Consider the following 17,586-nt stretch of genomic DNA (forward strand, 5'->3'; position numbering starts at 1 on the left):
GTCAGTCTCACGTGCCAGGATGGATCCGTGCCGCAGATCTCCAGTTCCACCCCGCTCATCGGCCGCGACGACGAACTCGCCCGACTCACCGGTGTGCTGTCACGCGCCCGGGGCGGAGTGGCGCGGGCCGTGCTGGTCGCCGGGGACGCGGGCGTCGGGAAGACCCGGGTGCTGGACGAGGTGGCTGGGGTGGCCTCGCGGGCCGGGATGACGGTGCTCGCCGGACACTGCGTCGATCTGGGCGACGTCGGTCTGCCCTATCTCCCCTTCACCGAGGCGTTGGGCGTGCTCGCGGCCGACGGCCGCTTCGCCGAGGTCCTCGCCGCGCATCCGGTGGTGGAGCGGCTGTTGGGCGGCGGCGCCGACGCGACACGGGACGTCGGTGGGCGGCTGCGGCTGTTCGAGGGGATCGCGGGCCTGCTGGCCGATGCCGCCGACATCGCGCCCCTCCTGCTGGTCCTGGAGGATCTGCACTGGGCCGACCAGTCCTCCCGGGATCTGCTGCGGTTCCTGCTCAGCCGCGGGATCCTCCAGCGGCCCGCCGGCGGGGCGCCCACGCATCCGCTCGCCGTGTTCGCCTCCTACCGGGCCGACGACCTGCACCGCCGCCACCCCCTGCGCCCGCTGCTGGCCGAACTGGTGCGGCTGCCCTCGGTGGAACGGCTGGAGCTGCGGCCCATGCCCGACCCGGAGGTCGCCCGCCTGGTGCGGGCCCTGGGCGGTGCTCCCCTGCCCGACACCACGGTCCGGCGGATCGTGGAGCGGGCGGAGGGCAACGCCTTCTACGCGGAGGAACTCCTCGCGGCCACGGACACCGAGGCGGGAGGCGTGCCCAGCGGTCTGGCCGACGTCCTGCTGATCCGTTTCGAGCAGTTGTCGGACACCGCTCAGCAGGTGCTGCGCACGGCCGCCGTCGCCGGGCGCCGGGTCGAGCACGATCTGCTGCGGGACGCGGTCGGGATCCCCGAGGACGAACTGGAGTCGGCGCTGCGCGAGTCCGTGGGTCGGCAGTTGCTCGTCCCGGGCGAGGGCGACACCTACGCCTTCCGGCACGCCCTGGCCCGCGAGGCGGTGTACGCCGATCTGCTCCCGGGTGAGCGGGCCCGGCTGCACGGCGGGTTCGCGCGGCTGCTCGACGGGCGGGGCCACCGGGCCGAGGGCGCGGCGGAGCGGGCGCACCACTACCGGGAGAGCCATGACCTGGCCGAGGCGCTCGCCGCCTCGCTGGAGGCCGCGAACCACGCCCATCGGGTGGGCGCGCCGGCCGAGGAGCTGCGGCATCTGGAAGCGGCCCTCGATCTGTGGTCGGCGGTGGACGCCTCGGCGCGTCCCGCCGGCGAGGGCGTCGACCGGGTGACGCTCACCCTGCGGGCCTCGGCCGCCGCCGCGCACGCCGGGGAGACGCACCGGGCGGTCTCCCTGGCCCGGGCCGCGCTCGCGGGCGTCGGCCAGGACGCGGACTCGGAACTGGCCGCCCGGGTGCGGTACACGCTCGCCGGGAACCTGCTGGGCGTCGACAGCCTGACGGCCGCGTTCACCTACAGCAGCGAGGCGCTCGCCATGATCCCCGCCGAGCCCCCGTCGCGGACCTGGGTGTGGGCGGCGGCCACCCACGTCCTGACGGCACGCCAGGTCGGGGAGAACGCCACCGCGCTCAAGGTCGCCCGGCAGGCCCTGCGGGCCGCCGAGGAACTGGAGGTACCCGACGCCCGGGCCGACCTCCTCGTCTCCCTGGCCACCCTCGAAGGCGGCGGACGGCGGACGGACGAAGGCCGCAAACGGCTGAAGGAGGCCCGCGACATCGCGCGCGGCGCGGGCAACGCCCTGGTGGAGCTGCGCGCGCTGTTCAACCTGGCCGTCGGCTGCTACGAGTCGGGCCGTCTGGACGAGTGCCTGCCCTGGCTCACCGAGGGGCTGGACCGGGCCCGTCGCGCGGGACTGCTGTCGTCGCTGTATCCGCTGGAGATGCGCTACCTGCGGCTGTTGGTGCTGTACACACTGGGCCGGTGGGACGAGTGCCTGCGCGCGGCGCGCACCGATGCCGAGGTGCTGCCGGCGGCCGGCGGCTACACGGCCGGACCCGCGTGGTACGTGGAGATCGCGCGCGGTGACCTCACGGCGGCCGACCGTGCCGCGGCCCTGCTGGAGCAGCCGTTCGACTGGATGGCCACGCTCGTCTCGGGCGTCGTGCTGACCGACGCGGCGGCCCAGCGGGGCGAGCCGGAGGCCGCCGTGGCGCGGGTGCGGTCCTCCGTCGAGGCCCTCACCGACGAGGCGGGCCTCGTCCCGGACGTCACCGTCCGGCTGGCCGCCCTCGCCTTGGCCGCGGTCGCCGACCGGGCCGCCGAACGCCGGCTCGCCGGTGACGAGACGCAGGCCCGCCACTGGGCGCAGACGGCGACCGAACTGCGCGACCTGGCCCGCGCCACCGCCGCGCACGGCGAGAGCGGTATACCGCAGGGGCCCGAGGGCCAGGCGTGGCTGGCGCGGGCCGAGGCGGAGTGGGTGCGAGCCGCGTCGGGACCGGACCCGGAGGCCTGGGGCCGAGCGGTCACCGCGTTCGGCTTCGGCGACGTGTACGAGCGGGCGCGCTGCCAACTGCGATTCGCTGAGGCCCTGTTGGCGACCGACCGGCGCGAGGAGGCCGCCGTCGAGGCCCGCGCCGCCCGCGAGACGGCCGCCCGCCTGGCCGCCACTCCCCTGGTGGAGCAGCTCGACGCCCTGATCCGCCGCGGCCGCCTGGCCGACACCGCTCCCTCCGACACCCGCCCCACCGTCCTCACCGCCCGCGAGGAGGACGTCCTGCGCCTCCTCGCCCTCGGCCGCAGCAACCGCCAGATCGGCGAGGAACTCTTCATCACCGGCAAGACCGCCAGCGTCCACGTCTCCAACATCCTCGCCAAACTCTCCGCCACCAGCCGCACGGAAGCGGTGGCCATCGCCTACCGCCAGGGCCTGATCACCCCCGAGCCGACCGGGTCCGGCCGGGGCTGAGCCGCCAGGGCCCGGGCCTCACCCGCTGGGCACGGTGGGGAAACCGTCCGACGCGTCCGCCGGGCGGCCCGCTTCCCACACGCGCTCGAACTCGGCCTGGTAGTGCTCGTACCAGTGGCCGTCGCGCCCCGGTCGTAGCGTGAAGACCGCGTCGCCGCTGGCGGAACTGTGCGAGTACACGTCGACGTGGATGACGCCTCGGGAGCGTCCCGCGTCCAGCAGCACCAGTCCGAAGGCAGGGACGAACGGCAGGAAGCGCACTTCGATCCGGCCCGACGGCCCTGCCCTGTCCGCGAGTTCGCGCAGCAGGTCCACGGAGGGGCGCAGCCGGTTCAGATACACCTCGGGACGGTCGGGCAGCGTGCTGCGTCGAGCGGCCTCCACCGGCGCGGTGGTGTGCGGATCGATGACAGCGATCCTGATCACCGCTCCGGCGGCCGCCCGGCGCTCCAGTTCGTCGACGAGATTGCGCAGCGTGCGCCCAAGGGTCACCCCCATGACCCTGATGTCCTGGGCCTCCCGCACCTGCTGAAGGACCTCCGGTTTGTCTCCGCTGAGGAAGTCCTCCGCGGAGATGTTCCCCCGGCCGCCCGCTCTCACCCGCGCGGCCAGATCGGCCACTTGGCGTCTGCTGCCCAGCAGACTGCCGGCCAGGAGAGCCAGGGTCGCCAGGGTGGCGGCGGACAGCACGTCGTCACTGGCCCAGTTGAACGCGCCCAGCACGGCCAGGGTCAGGGACAGGAGCGCTGTCACATAGATTTCCAGGTTCTGGCCTGCGGAGAGATCGTCGCGTACCCGCCGGAGAAGACGCATGCCCGACATGATCGGGACCCGTGTGCTCGGCCGTCAATGAGGGGATCAGCCCGCGCAGTCGAGGCTTTTCAGGTCGACGGCGTCGGCCATCGCCTGCATGCCCTTGTCGTTGGGGTGGAGGTGGTCGCCGCCGTCGAAGGCGGGGAGGATGCGTTCGGGGTCGTAGGGGCTGCGGAGGACGCGGTCGAAGTCGGTGACGGCGTCGAACTCGCCGCTGTCGCGGAGGTAGGCGTTGACGTCCCGGCGGACGGCTTCGGCGGCGGGGCTCCATTCGGACCAGCCCTTGAAGGGGGCGACGGTGGCCGCGACGACGCAGGTGCCGGCGGCGTGGGCGCGTTCGGCGATCGTCCGGTAGCCGTCGATGAGGTCGTCGGCGGTGATGCCGGGGGCGGCCTTGATGTCGTTCACGCCCTCGAAGAGGAAGACCGTGCGCAGGCCCGGCTGGGAGAGGACGTCGCGGTCGAGGCGGTTCAGGGCGCTCGGTCCGCCGCCGTCGGTGAGGACCTTGTTGCTGGAGATGCCCGCGTTGGCGACGCCCTTGATGTCGGTGTCCGCGCGGTTCAGGCGCCGGGCCAGATAGTCGGGCCAGCGGCGGTTGGTGTCGGTGGTGGACTGCCAGCCGTCCGTGATGGAGTCGCCGAGGGCGGCGACCGCGCCGGTGCCGGGGGCCGCCCGGACGGAGACGGCGTCGAGGTAGAACCAGGATCCCATGGTCCGCGTCCAGGCCGCGGCGCCCTCCTCGGCGGTGTGGCCACGGGCACCGGTGTACGAGGTCTGCATGGCCAACCAGTGGCCGGTCACCGGGCCGGTCGCGTCCGGTGTGTCGAAGCTGATCACCAGGTCGGTCGTGTCGGGCAGCCGGCCGGGCAGCGGATCGCTGAAGACGCTCTCCCCGGCGGGCACGGTGACGGAGCGGGCGCCGTCGAAGGTCAGCGGCCGGTTGCTGCCGCGGACCAGCGCGGCGCCCTCTTTCCGGAGGCCCGCGTGGACGCCGTCGAAGGTCACGGGCCGGTCCCCGAAGGCGTTGGACAGCCGGATCCGCAGATCGTGGCCGCCGACGCTGGTGCGGACGACGAGCCGGTGGCCGCGGTCGGCGGCGGCCTCGTCCATGCGGGCGGCGCTCGACGCCCAGGTGACGACTCCGTCGGGCGGGGTGGGCGCCTCGGCCGGTGTGGGGGTCCTGCTCTGGCAGGCGGAGACCGCCGCCAGCAGCACGGCGGCCAACGGCCAGGCGAGCGCCGACCGCGCCCTCACCGGGTGAAGTCCTTCAGCGTCACGGACGCGCCGGGCTTCAGACGCACGGTCCGGGTCGTCCCGCCGTACGCCACCGTCGTGGTCCGGCCGCCCACGCTGCGGATCCGTGCCCGGGTCGGCCGGCCGTCCCGCCAGTGCAGGTCGACGACGAAGCCGCCGCGGGCGCCGGCGCCGGTGAGGGACCCGGAGCGGGCCCAGGCCTCGGGCAGCGCGGGCAGGAGTTCGACATGGCCGGGGCGGGAGTAGACGAGCATCTCGATCGCCGCGGCGGGGGTGCCGAAGTTGGCGTCGATCTGGAAGACGCCGTTGCCCTCGCCCAGTTCGTAGATGTCGAACAGGTTGAAGGCGGTGCCGTTGCCGCCGTCGATGGAGGGGCGCAGGTTGTTCACGATCAATTGGTAGGCCTTCTCGGGGTTCTTCAAACGGGCCCAGCACAGACTGCGCCAGGCGTTGGCCCAGCCGAAGCTCTCCGTGCCGCGGGCGGTGAGGAGTGCGGTGGCGCCGGCCACGATGTCGTCGGGGGTGGAGCCGTCGGGCCGGATCCGGTCGCCGGGGAAGAGGCCGACGAGCGGGGACAGGTGCCGGTGGGTGGTCTCGCCGAGGTTGTCCGGGGACATCCACTCCTCCAGCCAGCCGGTCGTCGGGCTCACCCGCGGCAGGTACAGCTTCTTGCGGAGGGAGGCGATGGTGTCGGCGAAGGCGGCGTCCTTCCCCAGTTCCGCCGAGGCGACGCAGTAGTTGCCGAAAAGCGTCCACACCAGCTCCTGGGCGTAGGTGATGCCCTTGGCGTCGAGCGGACCGTGCTCCGGGGACCAGTCGCTGTCGGCGATCAGGACCTCCCGCGCGGTACCCGGCGGCGTGGTGGTGAGCAACCGCGCCTCCCAGAACTCGCACGCGCCCTTCAGCAGCGGGTAGATCCTCTCCAGATGGGATGACGACCGGGTGAACTCGTAGTGTTCCCACAGCGTGTTGCACATCCAGGCGTTGCCCGCGGGGTGCCACCACCAGCCGTTGCCGCCGTGCGGGTTGGTGGAGATGGCGAGGGTCCAGCCGGCGTTCTTGCCGCTGGAGTTGCGGTAGCGGTTGCGGGGGTCGTTGAAGAGCCGCCGGGTGAGGTCCGTCCAGGACGGCAGCTGGGCGAGGCAGTAGTCGGTGAGGGCGTCGAAGCAGGCGGACAGGCCCGCGCGGTCGGCCATCCAGTAGTTCATCTGGATGTTGATGTCGGTGTGGTAGTCGCCCATCCAGGCCGGGTCGTTGCCGTCGAGCCACAGCCCCTGGAGGTTGAGCGGCAGGCTGCCGCGGGAGCCGGCGATCATCAGGTAGCGGCCGAACTGGAGGTAGGCGGCCTCCAGTTCGGGATCGGGCACTCCGTCCCGGGAACGCGCTTTGAGCCGTTCCCAGGTGTCCAGGGAGCGCTGTTCGTCGGTGGACTCGCCGAGTGAGACGTCCAGTTGTCCGAACAGGGAGCGGTGGTCGGCGACATGGGTGCGCAGGAGGGTCGCCGCCGGGTGCGCGGCGGCGGCACGGACCTTGGTGCGGGCCAGCCGTTCGGGGTCGAGGGACGGGTCGCGGTAGCCGGTCGAGGCGTCGGGCGCGTAGTTGGTGCCGCCGCTGACCACGACGGTGAGTTCCGTGCAACCGGCGAAGGAGATCCGCGGGCCGTCGACCACGACACGGCCGCCCTCGCCGTGCGCGGTGACCGCGGCGCCGTAGCGCAGTCCGTTGGGGAAGGCGGCGCCGAAGGAGAGCGCGGGATCCTCGCCGTGGGTGCCTTCCAGGGTGACGGTTCCGGTGTGGTGGCCGCCGCCGCTCTGCGTGAAGTGCAGCATGATGACGTCGTCGGGGCGGCTGGCGAACAGCTGCCGTCGGTAGGTCACGCGGGAGCGGACGTACGACGTCGTCACCACACCCCGGTCGAGGTCGAGGGTGCGGCGGTAGCCGGAGACCGCGGACAGGTCGTGGTCGGGGAGGTCGACGGTGAGGCGGGAGAGCAGGGTGAAGGATCCGAAGTCGTCACGGCCGTAGGGGAACTGGCCGTCGGCGTCGAGGGAGTCGTTGAGGCCGCCGGTCCACAGGGTGGCGTCGGTGATCAGGAGGACCTCACGGCCGGGGTCGTTGCCCGCGAGGGCGCCGAGCCGGCCGTTGCCGAGGGGCAGGCCCTGTTCGATCATCGACCGGTCGTCGGCGGGGGCCCGCCACCACAGCCGGTGGCGGGGGCTGCCGGTGACCTCGGCCTGGTCGTCCGGCCTTCGGGGTGCGGCGGTGGCGGTGAACGCGGGGAGGCCGGCGAGGGCTCCGGTGGTCGCCGCGAGGGCGAGGAGGCTGCGTCTGTCGAGCCGGGCTGCGGGGTCAGTGGCCATGGGGGGCTCCGGGGGCTCGGTCGGTCAGGACGGCTGGGGGACGTCGATGCGGTCGATGTCCGGGGCGTAGCCCGTGCCGCTGTCGAAGGTGATCGTGTTGGCGCCCTTCTTCAGCGTGACGGGCACGCTGATCGTCTCGACGGTGCCCCAGTCGCCGGTGGCGGGGAACTTGTGACGCCCGGGGCCGCCGTCGTTGGCGAAGACGTCGACGGAGCGGGCGTCGCCGCTGACGTAGGCGACCTTGATCCAGTAGGTGCCCGCCCTGGCCGCGACGATGTCGTTGAAGCGGAGCTTGCCGCCGAGGTAGAGGTTGCCGACCTTGCGGCCCCCGGAGCAGGTGGAGCAGTCGGCGACGGAGGCGTTGCCGGTGCGGGTGTTGGTGGCGGACTCGGCCTCGTGGACGGTCCGGGCGAGGGCGCCGCCGCGCGGGGTGACGGTGAACAGGCGGGAGCCGTGGGCCGGCAGGGCCTGGGTGATGCGGCCGCGGTGGGTGCCGAGGTTCTCGTGGTTCCACAGGTCCCGCACGGTCGCGGTGCCGGTGAAGCCGAGCGTGGACCAGTCGGCGGTGACGGCGGCGGGGGCGTCGGCGAGGTTGAACAGGGCGACGGTGTAGGTGCCATCGGGGTTCTTCGTGGCCCACACCTGCTGGGGGTCGGAGGCGGTGACGGGGCGTGCGGGCGGGCTGTCGCCCTGGTTGAGGGCGATGACCTCGCGGTTGGTCAGCAGGGACAGGCCGTAGGAGTCGAGGCGGGTGAGGTCGTCGCCGGTGTAGAGCGGTGACTTGGCGATGGCCCACAAGGTGGCGTAGCTCTGCCGTTCGGCCTTGGTCAGGCCGTCCATCTCGCCGTTGCCGACGTCGAGGGAGTCGAGGTCGTTCCAGCCGCCGGGGCCGGCGTGCCGGGTCCAGGCGGGGGTGTCGTCCCAGCGGTCGTCGACGGAGTTCTCCCAGCTTACGAGTGTGTTGCAGTAGCACTCGACGTCGGTGTCGATGCGCCAGCCCTGGGAGTACCTCTTCCAGTCGGCGGCATGCCCGATGTCGAGGGACCAGGACACTTCGAGGTGGATGGGACGGCCGGTGGCGGCGATGGCCCGGTTCCAGGCGGCCACGTCGGCGACGTTGTCGTACTGCTCGCCGCTCTTGCCCGAGCCGGGGCCGACGCCGTCGAGCTTGAGGAAGTCGTAGCCCCAGTCGGCGACCAGCTGGGCCTGGGAGTCTATGTACTTGGCGGTGCAGGGGCGGGAGAAGTCGAGCTTGTAGGAGCTGTCCCAGCCGTTGGTGGTGCGCAGGTCGTCGTACACGATGTCGGCGGTGGTGCAGCCGTCGGCGTTCAGGATCGGCGACTCGCCGTTGTTGTACGCCTCCTTCTCCAGGCCCGCCGGCAGGTAGATGCCGGCCTTGAGGCCCTTGGCGTGGATGCGGTCGGCGACGGCCTTCATGCCGCTGGGGAAGCGGGCCGGGTCGGCCTTCTGGCGGGCGTACCGGTCGAACCCGGGCTTCCAGGCGTTGTCGCGCCACCAGCCGGCGTCGATGTTGACGTACTCGTAGCCGTACTTCTTCAGTCTGGCGGCCATCGCGTCGGCCTGCTTGAGGACGTTCGCCTCGGTCAGGTAGCTGTAGTCGCCGTCCGGGTTGAGGCCCGGGTACTTGGACGACTGCATGCTCCAGCTCGACCAGCCCATGTAGGGCTTCGCCGCGAGTGCCGGGCCGGCGCTCGCGGCGGGGACGGCGGTGGTCCCGGTGCGGGCGGCGGGGGCCGTGGTGCCGCTGTGGGCGGCCGGGCCGATGGTGGCGAACCCGGCGGCGAGGGCCAGGACCAGCACGGCTCTCAGCGGGCGTGCGGGCAGGACGGCGTACGAGGATGACCGCATGGGTCGTACCTCCTGGGTGTCGGCTCTGCGGGGGTTTGGTGAGATGGCTAGCTGTCGGCTCGGATGAAGGACTGGATGGCGGTGGCGGCGGCCCCGCGGGCCCATTCGGTGAAGGGCAGGGGCCGGGTGCGGACGTCGCAGCGGGCGGCGGACCCGAAGGCGGCCGCAGCGAAGGTGTCGCGGATCTGCTCGGCGAACAGGTCGTAGGCGGCGAGTCCCTCACCGGAGATGATCACGAGTTCGGGGCCGAGCAGATTGGCCACGGTGGCGATGCCGCGGCCGATGGCCTCGCCCGCTCTCGCGTACGCCTCGCGGGCTCCGGGGACGCCGCTGTGGGCGAGCCGTGCGGCCTCCGCGGAGTCGGCGACCTCCAGGCCGGTGGTCTCGCGGATCCGCCGGAGGATGGCGGCGTCTCCCGCGATCGCCTCCACGCAGCCGCGGTTGCCGCAGTGGCAGGGCGGCCCGGACGGGTCGACGGTCACATGGCCGATCTCACCGGCCACCCCGTGCGCGCCGGAGACCACCCGGCCGTGCACGACGAGACCGCAGCCGATGCCCGCTCCGACGGTCACCACGGCGAAGTCGGACCGGCCCGCGCCGGCGCCGAACCACTGCTCGGCCACGGTCAGGGCGCGCACGTCGTTGTCCACGGTGACCGGCAACCCCGTGGTGGTGGCGGCGAGTTCGGCGAGCGGTACGTCGCGCCACTCCAGGAAGGGCGAGTAGCGGACGGTCCCCTCGCCCCGGTCTACGTCGCCGGAGACGGCGATGCCGAGGCCGTGGACACCGGCTCCTCCCTCGTCGGCCTCGTCGGCCTCGGCGCGCAGTTCGTGCACCAGGTCCGCGACGGCCGCGAGCACCGCCCCGAGGTCGCGGTCCGTCAGCGGCACATGGCGGACGAGACGGATCCGGCAGCACAGGTCGGTGACCACCCCGATGATCTCGTCGCCGGTCACCTTGACGCCGACGAACAGCGCCCGCCCGCCGTCGACGCGTACGAGGGTCGCCGGCCGGCCGAGCGCGGGACGCGCCTCCTCGTCCGCGCCCTCCGTCAGGTACCCGGCCTCGATCAGCGGCCGCACCGCCTTGGTGACGGCGGCCGGGGACAGTCCGGCGCGCCGGGCCACCTCCAGACGGGTGAGGGGGCCCTGGGACAGCACGGTGGTGAAGATCTGCGAGGCGGCAGGCGTGTTGGCCGGGAACCTCTCGGTCCGGGGTGTCGGGAGCATGTTCGGGAACCTAGGACTCTTCTTTTCCGCCGTCAATAAAAGAAACAGGATTCACCCGGCGGGCTCACAGGCAACTCGGGTGAGCCGCCGTCACAAGTGAACCAAATGACCGGATTTGAGAATTTTCGCCGCCATACTGTCCGGATCTGTCCCGACGGAACAGGAGAAGAGCCGGATGGTCTCAGCAACGGCACGCACGGGAACGGTGGTCGGGGCGGTTCTGCTGTCCCTGCTGGCAGTACCGGCGCACGCGACACCCCGGGAGTCGACAGCCGCCACCGGCGCGGCGGTACTGCCGAAGCCCGACCTCGAAGGACTGCGCGGCGATCTGCGCACCGCGCAGCGGCAGGGGGCGCCCGGCGCGGCGGCGCGCATCGACGAGCACGGGACCGTCTTCCGTACCGCCACGGGGATCGCCGACCGGACGACGGGCCGGGCCCTCGGCAACGCGGACCGCTTCCGCATCGGCAGCGTCACCAAGATCTTCACCGCCACGGTGCTGATGCAACTGGCCGACGAGCACAAGCTGAGGCTCGACGCGCCGGTCAACCGCTATCTGCCGGGGCTGCTGCCCGACGGCCGGATCACGGTGCGGCACGTGCTGAGCCACCGCAGCGGGCTGTACGACTACACCAACGACATGTTCGCCAGGACGGTTCCCGGCTTCGAGGCGGTCCGCGACAAGGTCTTCACCTACCGCCAGCTGGTCGACCGCTCGCTGCGCCGTCCGCGCACCAACACCCCGGGGGCCGTCTACGCGTACTCCAACACCAACTTCGTGATCGCGGGGATGCTGGTGGAGAAGCTGACGGGTCACCCGGTGCAGACCGCGTACCGGGACCGCATCATCGAACCGCTGAAGCTGCGCGACACCTTCTACGTGCATCCCTCGACACGGATTCCCGGCCGCCACGCCCGCGGTTACCTCACCCCCGACCGGGCGGGAGCCCCGCTGGTCGACGCCACCCGGCAGACCGCGTCCTGGGCGCAGAGCGCGGGCGCGATCGTCTCCACCACCCGTGACCTCAACACCTTCCTCGGCGCACTGCTCGGCGGCCGGCTGACCTCCTCCGCGCAGCTCGCGCAGATGCGGCGCTGGGTGCCGGCGGGCACCGACCAGGCGTACGGCCTCGGCCTGCGCCGCCGCGATCTGTCCTGCGGGGTCTCCGTGTACGGGCACACGGGCGCCGTGCAGGGCTACTACACGTACGCGTTCGCGTCGAAGAACGGCGGCCGCAGCCTCGCCGCGTTCGTCAACACCTCCAACAACGGCACGGTCCACACCACGATGCTGGGCACGCTGGAGTCCGCGTTCTGCGGGAAGCGCGCGAAGGCGCCGCGCGGCCGGAGCGCCCCGGTCGAACGGCACGAGGACATCGCCGCGGGGACCGCCCCGCACTGAGCCCGAGCGGCCCGTCCTTCCCGGCTCCCGTCGCGTTCGGGAACCCGTGCGCCCTGGTGGACGTTGTCCGGACGACCCCGCGGGGTCCCGTACGACGACATCAGGGCGGCGCGATGAGCGAGTTGATTCCCGGGGGCAATCTGGCCCTCCCCGGCGGTGCCGTGGCGGTCCGGATCCCCGGCCCGTTCGACGTGTCCGCGCTCATCACGGACGAGAACGGCACAGTGCGGGGTGACGCCGACTTCGTCTTCTACAACCAGCCGGACGCGCCGGGCGCCCGGCTGCACGGCGACACCCTCACCGTGGATCCGGTGCGCCTGCGCACCGGAGCGGCCCGGGTGACGGTGGTCGTCAGCCCCGCCGACCCCGCCACTCCCCTGGGCCGGCTGCCCGCGCCCACGCTGCATGTCACCGGCGCGGGCGGCCGCACGCTCGCCCGGTTCGCCCCGCCGCGGCCCCGGCAGGAGACCGTGCTGCTCCTCGTGGAGATCTACCGGCGCGGCGACGGCTGGAAGCTGCGTGCCCTGGGGCAGGGGTACGCGGACGGACTGGCGGGACTGGCCCGTGACTTCGGTGTGGAGGTCCTCGACGAACCGGCGGTGCCACCGATGCCGGCGCCGGCACGGTCATCCGTGGCGGCGGCGGGTACAGCTCCTGTCCCGCGCGCCCTCTCAACGGCGCCCGCCGCGCCCCCGCCACGGCCGCCGTCCCCCGACCCCGACGGCTTCCTCGGGCTGGTCAACCCCGCCCGCGCCGCGGCCGGTTCGCCCCCGGTCGCGCTCGACGCCCGCCTGTCCGCCGCGGCGCGCGCCCACGCGTCCGCCATGGCCTCGGCGGGGCGCCTCGACGCGGAGGGCGCGGACGGTCTCTCCGTCTACCAGCGCGTCACGGCCACCGGGTTCTCGTACATCACCGTCGACCTGCACCTGGTCTCCGGCCCGCGCACGCCCGGGGAGTTCGTGGACTACTGCCTGAGTTCCGAGCAGCCCCGGGGGACCCTGCGCGACCCGGCCTTCACCCACGTCGGCCTCGGGCACGTGGCCGACGGCCGCTCGGGGCAGACCTACTGGACCGCACTGTGGGCGAGACCCTGCACCCCTGCCGAGCTGGAGCGGACGCAGTCCGACGTCGTCGGCCTGACCAACAGGGAGCGCGCCCGGGCGGGTCTGCCGCCGCTCACCGTGGATCCGCTGCTCATCCGGGCCGCACAGGCGTACAGCACGGACATGGCGGCGCGGGCGTTCTACTCGCACACCTCGCCCGAGGGCACCCAGCCCTGGGACCGGGCCGCCGCCGCGGGTTCCCGCCACCGTTCCATCGGCGAGAACATCGCCTGCGGCCAGCGCTCCCCCGCCGAGGTCGTGGAGGGCTGGATGAACAGCCCCGGTCACCGCGCCAACATCCTCAAGCCCGGCTTCACCCACATCGGTATCGGCTTCGCGGGAGGCGGCCCCCGGGGGACGTACTGGACCCAACTCTTCGGCGCCTGAGGCGGGCCGAGAAGAGCCACGAGAAGAGCCGGCAGAGTCCCTCGCGGGCGCATGGGGGCAAGAAGTCACCGCCACGCGTCGCACGATCTTGGCGGAAGGTCCCGCTCCGGGCCACGATGCCTTCATGAAGGGTGACCTCTTTTCCAGCGAGCACATGGTCCAGCCGGCCACACAGGCGGGCATGACGATCGAGAACGCCAAGTGCATCAGGTACACGGTCAACGGCGACATGCTCGCCCGTCAGGGAGCGATGGTCGCCTATCGCGGCAATCTCCAGTTCGAGCGCAAGGGCCAGGGCGTCGGCGGCATGCTCAAGCGGGCGGTCACCGGTGAGGGTCTGCCGCTGATGGCGGTACGGGGGCAGGGCGACGCCTGGTTCGCGCACGAGGCGCAGAGCTGCTTCATCGTGGACGTCGACCCGGGCGACGAGTTCACCGTCAACGGCCGCAACGTCCTGTGTTTCGACGCCTCGTTGGCGTACCGGATCGCGACCGTCAAGGGCGCGGGCATCGCCGGCGGCGGACTGTTCAACAGCGTCTTCACCGGGCAGGGCCGCCTGGGCCTGGTCTGCGAGGGCACCCCGCTGGTCATTCCGGTCTCGCCGCAGTATCCGGTGTACGTCGACACGGACGCGATCGTCGGCTGGACGGCGGGCCTGTCGACCTCGCTGCACCGTTCGCAGTCCATCGGCTCGATGCTGCGCGGCGGCTCCGGGGAGGCCGTCCAACTGATGCTCCAGGGCGAGGGATACGCCGTCGTCCGGCCGAGTGAGGCCACTCCGCAGAAGGCCCAGCAGCACTGAGGCGCCCCGTGAAGTGATCTGCGCCTCACGGGCAACCCGTTCGGCTCCGTCAACGTCTTGATCCACAACAGGTGACGCCCCGGCCCTGTGGCCGGGGCCAGTTTTCGACGCGCTATACACCCTGTGTATACACGCCATGTATACGCGAAAGGTGCAGACGGCGCGTAGACGGACCGAAAGGCACGCATGTACGGCAAGGCATTCGCCCCCGAGTACCAGGGCGCCCTCACCACCCTGTCCGTGAACTCCTCGCTGACCGACGTACTGGCCGCCGGCACCGAGCAGTTGAAGGCCGCCGAGCAGGCCGGGCGGCCCGGGGAGGCAGCCCGTTCCGGGCTCGCCGTCGCCGAGGCGCAGCGGCGGCTGGGCCGCATCGGGGAGGCGGACCGGGCGTGGAAGGCGAGCTATCGCGCGGCCCGGGAGGCCGGGGACACCGCGGCGATGGCCTGGGCGCTGTGGAGCGGCGGCACCCTGGCCCGGCAGCGCGGCGCCTTCCCGCTGGCCCGGCGTCTGCTGGAACTCGCCGCCGAACTGGGCGAGCGCGGCGGGGATGTCGTGGTCCGCGGCTACTCGCTGGCGGGCCTGGCCGAGACCGGCCGTATCCAGGGCGACTACGAGGCCGTCGGCCGGCTGCACGAGCAGCTGCTCGCCGAGGCCCGGCGGCGCGGCGAGGCCCGCCACACCGTGTGGGCCCTGGAGGGCATCGCGCAGATGCACCGCAACACCGGCGGATACGACACCGCCTACGCCCTGTTCGAGGAGGCGGCCGAGATAGCCGCACGGGCCGAGGACCGGCGCGGGCACGCCTGGGCGCTGCGCGGGCTCGCCGACGTCGTCTCCGTACGCGACGGCGACACCGGGCGGGCGCTCGCGCTGCTGTCGGAAGCGGAGGAGACCTGCCGCGCGATGAACCTCTCCAGCGCGCTGGCCTACAACCACAAGATGCGCGGCAACGTCCTCTACCGCGCGGGCCGCTACGACGAGGCCCGCGAGCTGTACGAACAGGCGCTCGCGGAGTTCCGCACCATGAGCGAACCGCGCGGCGAGGCGCTCGCCCGGCTGGGCCTGGCCAAGTCTCTGGCCCGGCTGGGCCGCGACCGGGCCGAGACGGAGGCCGAACTGGCCGATCTGGCCCGCACCCTGGAACGGCTCGGGCTGCGGCACGCCCGCGCGATGGTCTCCCGAGCCCAGCAGGAGCTCGGCGCACAGGCGGAGGCCGTACGGTGACGGCGCTGACGTCGGCCCTGGCCGCCCCCGAAGTCCTGGACCGCTGCCGCGCGTTGGTGCGGCCCGCGCTGGAGGAGGCGGTCGGGCGGCTGCATCCGTGGGTGGCCGAGATGGCCGGGTACGCGTTCGGCTGGTGCGAGGTGGGCGGCGCGCCCGCGAAGGCGTCCGGCGGGAAGGGCGTACGGCAGGCACTGGCCGTGCTCGGCGCCGAGGCCGCCGGTGCGCCCGGGCGGGCCGGAGTGCCCGCGGCGGTCGCGGTCGAGCTGGTGCACACCTTCTCCCTGCTGCACGACGACATCATGGACGGCGATCCGGCCCGGCGCCGCCGCCCCACCGTGTGGAAGGCGTACGGCACGGGTCCGGCGGTCCTGGCGGGCGACGGCCTGTTCGCGCTGGCCGTGGAGACCCTCGCCGTCACGTCGGCGGGCCCCGAGGCCCTGCGCCTGCTGTCCGTGGCGCTCGGCGATCTGGTGCGCGGCCAGGCGGACGACCTGCTGTTCGCCGGCCGGCCCTGGACCGGGCCGGGGCGGGTGCGGCCCGGCGAGTACCGCGCGCTGGCCGAGCACAAGACCGGGTCCCTGCTGGGCGGTGCGGCCGCGCTCGGCGCCCGGCTCGGCGGCGCACCGCCGACCGTGGTCAGCGCCCTGGACCGCGCCGGACGCCATCTGGGGATCGCCTTCCAGGTCGTCGACGACGTGCTGGGCATCTGGGGCGATCCCGCCGTGACCGGCAAGCCCGTGCACGGCGATCTGCGGGAGCGGAAGAAGACCTTCCCGGTCCTGGCCGCCCTCGACGCGCCCTGCCCCGCGGCCGGGCGGCTCGCCGTGGTCCTGGAATCCGGCGGGGACCTCGCACAGGCGGCCGCCCTGATCGAGGAGGCCGGGGGCCGTGAGGCAGCGCTCGCCGAGGCTCGCCGGCACATCGCGGCCGTGGAGGCGGTGCTCGCCGACGCACCGCTGGCGGCGGGGGCGTCCGACGAGCTGCGTGCGCTGCTGGAGTTCCTCGTCCGGCGCGATCTCTGAGGTCGCGCGGCGCGTTCACCGAAACCGTGTTGACCCGCGCCCCGCCGCACGTCAGGGTGCGAGACGGCACGGATCCCCGCCCCCGTGCCGGGAAAGGATGACCGTCTTGATCGGGATCACGGACATCGAGCAGGCCGCCGAGCTCGTCGCCGGACACGTCGTGCGCACCCCGACCGTGCCGAGCCCCGGCCTGTCCACCCTGCTCGGTGCGCCGACCACCGTGAAGCTGGAACTCCTCCAGCGCACCGGCTCGTTCAAGGCGCGCGGAGCGACGGCCCGGCTGCTGTCGCTCAGCGAGGCCGAGCGGGCCGCGGGGGTGGTGGCGGTCAGCGGCGGCAATCACGGCATCGCCCTCGCCGTGATGGCCGCGGCCCTCGATGTGAAGGCCACGGTGGTCATGCCGCGTTCGGCGCCCGCCCGGTCGGTGGAGATCGTCGAGTCGGCCGGTGCCACCCTGCGGCTGACCGACGACATGGGCGGCGCGTTCTCGCTCGTGAACCGGCTGCGGGACGAGGGGCTGACGCTGGTCCATCCGTTCGACGATCCCATGGTGGTCGCCGGCCAGGGCACCGTGGGGCTGGAGTTCGCCGAGGACGCCGGGGACCTCACCGACGTCCTCGTCAGCGTCGGGGGCGGCGGGTTGATCGCCGGGGTGGCGGCCGCGCTGCGCGCCCGGCGGCCGGGACTGCGGATCTGGGGTGTGGAGACCGAGGGCGCCGAGGCCATGTCCCGGGCCCTGGCGGCGGGCGGCCCGATCCCGGTCGACCTCTCCTCGATCGTGTCCACCCTGAGCGCGCCGTCCGTGTCGCAGCTGACCTACAACCATGTGTCCGCGCTGGTCACCGAGGTGCTCGTGGTCTCCGACCGGGAGGCCGTCCAGGGCACACTGGACCTCGCCGACCATGCCAAGGTGTGGGCCGAACCGGCCGCCGGCTGTCTGCTCCCCGCGGCCCGCCGGGTCCTGGAGCAGGTCGGTGACGGGGCCCGGCTGGGCCTGGTGGTGTGCGGCGGCAACGCGACGACCGCCGACGTCATGCTCTGGTCGCAACGGTTCGGTCTGCGCTGAGAGGAATCAACTCCGGTCAGCGGGCGGACAGTTGGTACTGACCTGTCGTACAGCGGAT

At 73.0% G+C, this 17,586-nt stretch carries 12 protein-coding genes; 7 read left to right on the forward strand and 5 right to left on the reverse strand.

Translation table 11 applies throughout. The annotated features are described in order from the left end of the window. Window positions 1–27: 27 nt before the first annotated feature. On the forward strand, window positions 28–2,994 hold the full coding sequence (locus SLINC_RS02575) for a helix-turn-helix transcriptional regulator (protein ID WP_067426176.1): 2,967 nt from the start codon (window positions 28–30) through the stop codon (window positions 2,992–2,994). 18 nt (window positions 2,995–3,012) lie between these two features. On the opposite strand, the gene SLINC_RS02580 is transcribed toward SLINC_RS02575, so the two are convergent. The 5 genes from SLINC_RS02580 to SLINC_RS02600 are packed head-to-tail and all read right to left on the reverse strand — an operon-like array spanning window position 3,013 to window position 10,519. Next, window positions 3,013–3,807 carry a hypothetical protein gene (locus SLINC_RS02580; protein ID WP_225988215.1) on the reverse strand — a complete coding sequence of 265 codons (795 nt, stop codon included), beginning with the start codon at window positions 3,805–3,807 and terminating at the stop codon, window positions 3,013–3,015. Window positions 3,808–3,852: 45 nt separating this feature from the next. Beyond that, window positions 3,853–5,061 carry an SGNH/GDSL hydrolase family protein gene (locus SLINC_RS02585; protein ID WP_067426180.1) on the reverse strand — a complete coding sequence of 403 codons (1,209 nt, stop codon included), beginning with the start codon at window positions 5,059–5,061 and terminating at the stop codon, window positions 3,853–3,855. Continuing rightward, window positions 5,058–7,421 (reverse strand): glycosyl hydrolase family 95 catalytic domain-containing protein, encoded by a 2,364-nt coding sequence (locus SLINC_RS02590; protein WP_067426183.1) that lies wholly within the window; start codon window positions 7,419–7,421, stop codon window positions 5,058–5,060. The genes SLINC_RS02585 and SLINC_RS02590 overlap by 4 nt, the downstream gene beginning before the upstream one ends. 24 nt (window positions 7,422–7,445) lie before the next feature. Continuing rightward, window positions 7,446–9,290: an alpha-galactosidase D gene (locus SLINC_RS02595; protein ID WP_067426184.1), complete on the reverse strand. Its 1,845-nt coding sequence runs from the start codon at window positions 9,288–9,290 to the stop codon at window positions 7,446–7,448. A 47-nt stretch (window positions 9,291–9,337) separates the two neighbouring features. Further along, window positions 9,338–10,519 carry an ROK family transcriptional regulator gene (locus SLINC_RS02600; protein ID WP_067426186.1) on the reverse strand — a complete coding sequence of 394 codons (1,182 nt, stop codon included), beginning with the start codon at window positions 10,517–10,519 and terminating at the stop codon, window positions 9,338–9,340. 175 nt (window positions 10,520–10,694) lie between these two features. Between SLINC_RS02600 and SLINC_RS02605 the strand changes: the two genes are divergently transcribed. The 6 genes from SLINC_RS02605 (at window position 10,695) to SLINC_RS02630 (ending at window position 17,528) form a co-directional block, all read left to right on the forward strand. Beyond that, window positions 10,695–11,921: a serine hydrolase domain-containing protein gene (locus tag SLINC_RS02605; RefSeq protein WP_067426188.1), complete on the forward strand. Its 1,227-nt coding sequence runs from the start codon at window positions 10,695–10,697 to the stop codon at window positions 11,919–11,921. Window positions 11,922–12,034: 113 nt separating this feature from the next. Continuing rightward, the gene (locus SLINC_RS02610) at window positions 12,035–13,411 is read left to right on the forward strand and encodes a CAP domain-containing protein (protein ID WP_067426190.1); all 1,377 of its coding nucleotides are present in this window, start codon (window positions 12,035–12,037) and stop codon (window positions 13,409–13,411) included. Between the two features lie 124 nt (window positions 13,412–13,535). Continuing rightward, window positions 13,536–14,213 (forward strand): AIM24 family protein, encoded by a 678-nt coding sequence (locus tag SLINC_RS02615; protein ID WP_067426192.1) that lies wholly within the window; start codon window positions 13,536–13,538, stop codon window positions 14,211–14,213. Window positions 14,214–14,399: 186 nt separating this feature from the next. Further along, window positions 14,400–15,440: a tetratricopeptide repeat protein gene (locus SLINC_RS02620; protein WP_067426194.1), complete on the forward strand. Its 1,041-nt coding sequence runs from the start codon at window positions 14,400–14,402 to the stop codon at window positions 15,438–15,440. Beyond that, complete coding sequence (locus tag SLINC_RS02625) at window positions 15,437–16,462, forward strand: polyprenyl synthetase family protein (RefSeq protein ID WP_067426197.1); 1,026 nt, start codon at window positions 15,437–15,439, stop codon at window positions 16,460–16,462. The genes SLINC_RS02620 and SLINC_RS02625 overlap by 4 nt, the downstream gene beginning before the upstream one ends. A 106-nt stretch (window positions 16,463–16,568) precedes the next feature. Then, window positions 16,569–17,528 carry a threonine/serine dehydratase gene (locus SLINC_RS02630; RefSeq protein ID WP_067444844.1) on the forward strand — a complete coding sequence of 320 codons (960 nt, stop codon included), beginning with the start codon at window positions 16,569–16,571 and terminating at the stop codon, window positions 17,526–17,528. Window positions 17,529–17,586: the final 58 nt, after the last annotated feature.

Origin of the sequence: Streptomyces lincolnensis, assembly GCF_001685355.1 — a bacterium.
GTDB lineage: Bacteria > Actinomycetota > Actinomycetes > Streptomycetales > Streptomycetaceae > Streptomyces > Streptomyces lincolnensis.

Excerpts from the sequence above, each read along its gene's own strand:
- SLINC_RS02620 (WP_067426194.1), top strand. The coding sequence starts at position 14,400 with ATGTACGGCAAGGCATTCGCCCCCGAGTACCAGGGCGCCCTCACCACC.
- SLINC_RS02605 (WP_067426188.1), top strand. The coding sequence starts at position 10,695 with ATGGTCTCAGCAACGGCACGCACGGGAACGGTGGTCGGGGCGGTTCTG.
- SLINC_RS02600 (WP_067426186.1), bottom strand. The coding sequence starts at position 10,519 with ATGCTCCCGACACCCCGGACCGAGAGGTTCCCGGCCAACACGCCTGCC.
- SLINC_RS02580 (WP_225988215.1), bottom strand. The coding sequence starts at position 3,807 with ATGCGTCTTCTCCGGCGGGTACGCGACGATCTCTCCGCAGGCCAGAAC.
- SLINC_RS02610 (WP_067426190.1), top strand. The coding sequence starts at position 12,035 with ATGAGCGAGTTGATTCCCGGGGGCAATCTGGCCCTCCCCGGCGGTGCC.
- SLINC_RS02615 (WP_067426192.1), top strand. The coding sequence starts at position 13,536 with ATGAAGGGTGACCTCTTTTCCAGCGAGCACATGGTCCAGCCGGCCACA.
- SLINC_RS02595 (WP_067426184.1), bottom strand. The coding sequence starts at position 9,290 with ATGCGGTCATCCTCGTACGCCGTCCTGCCCGCACGCCCGCTGAGAGCC.
- SLINC_RS02590 (WP_067426183.1), bottom strand. The coding sequence starts at position 7,421 with ATGGCCACTGACCCCGCAGCCCGGCTCGACAGACGCAGCCTCCTCGCC.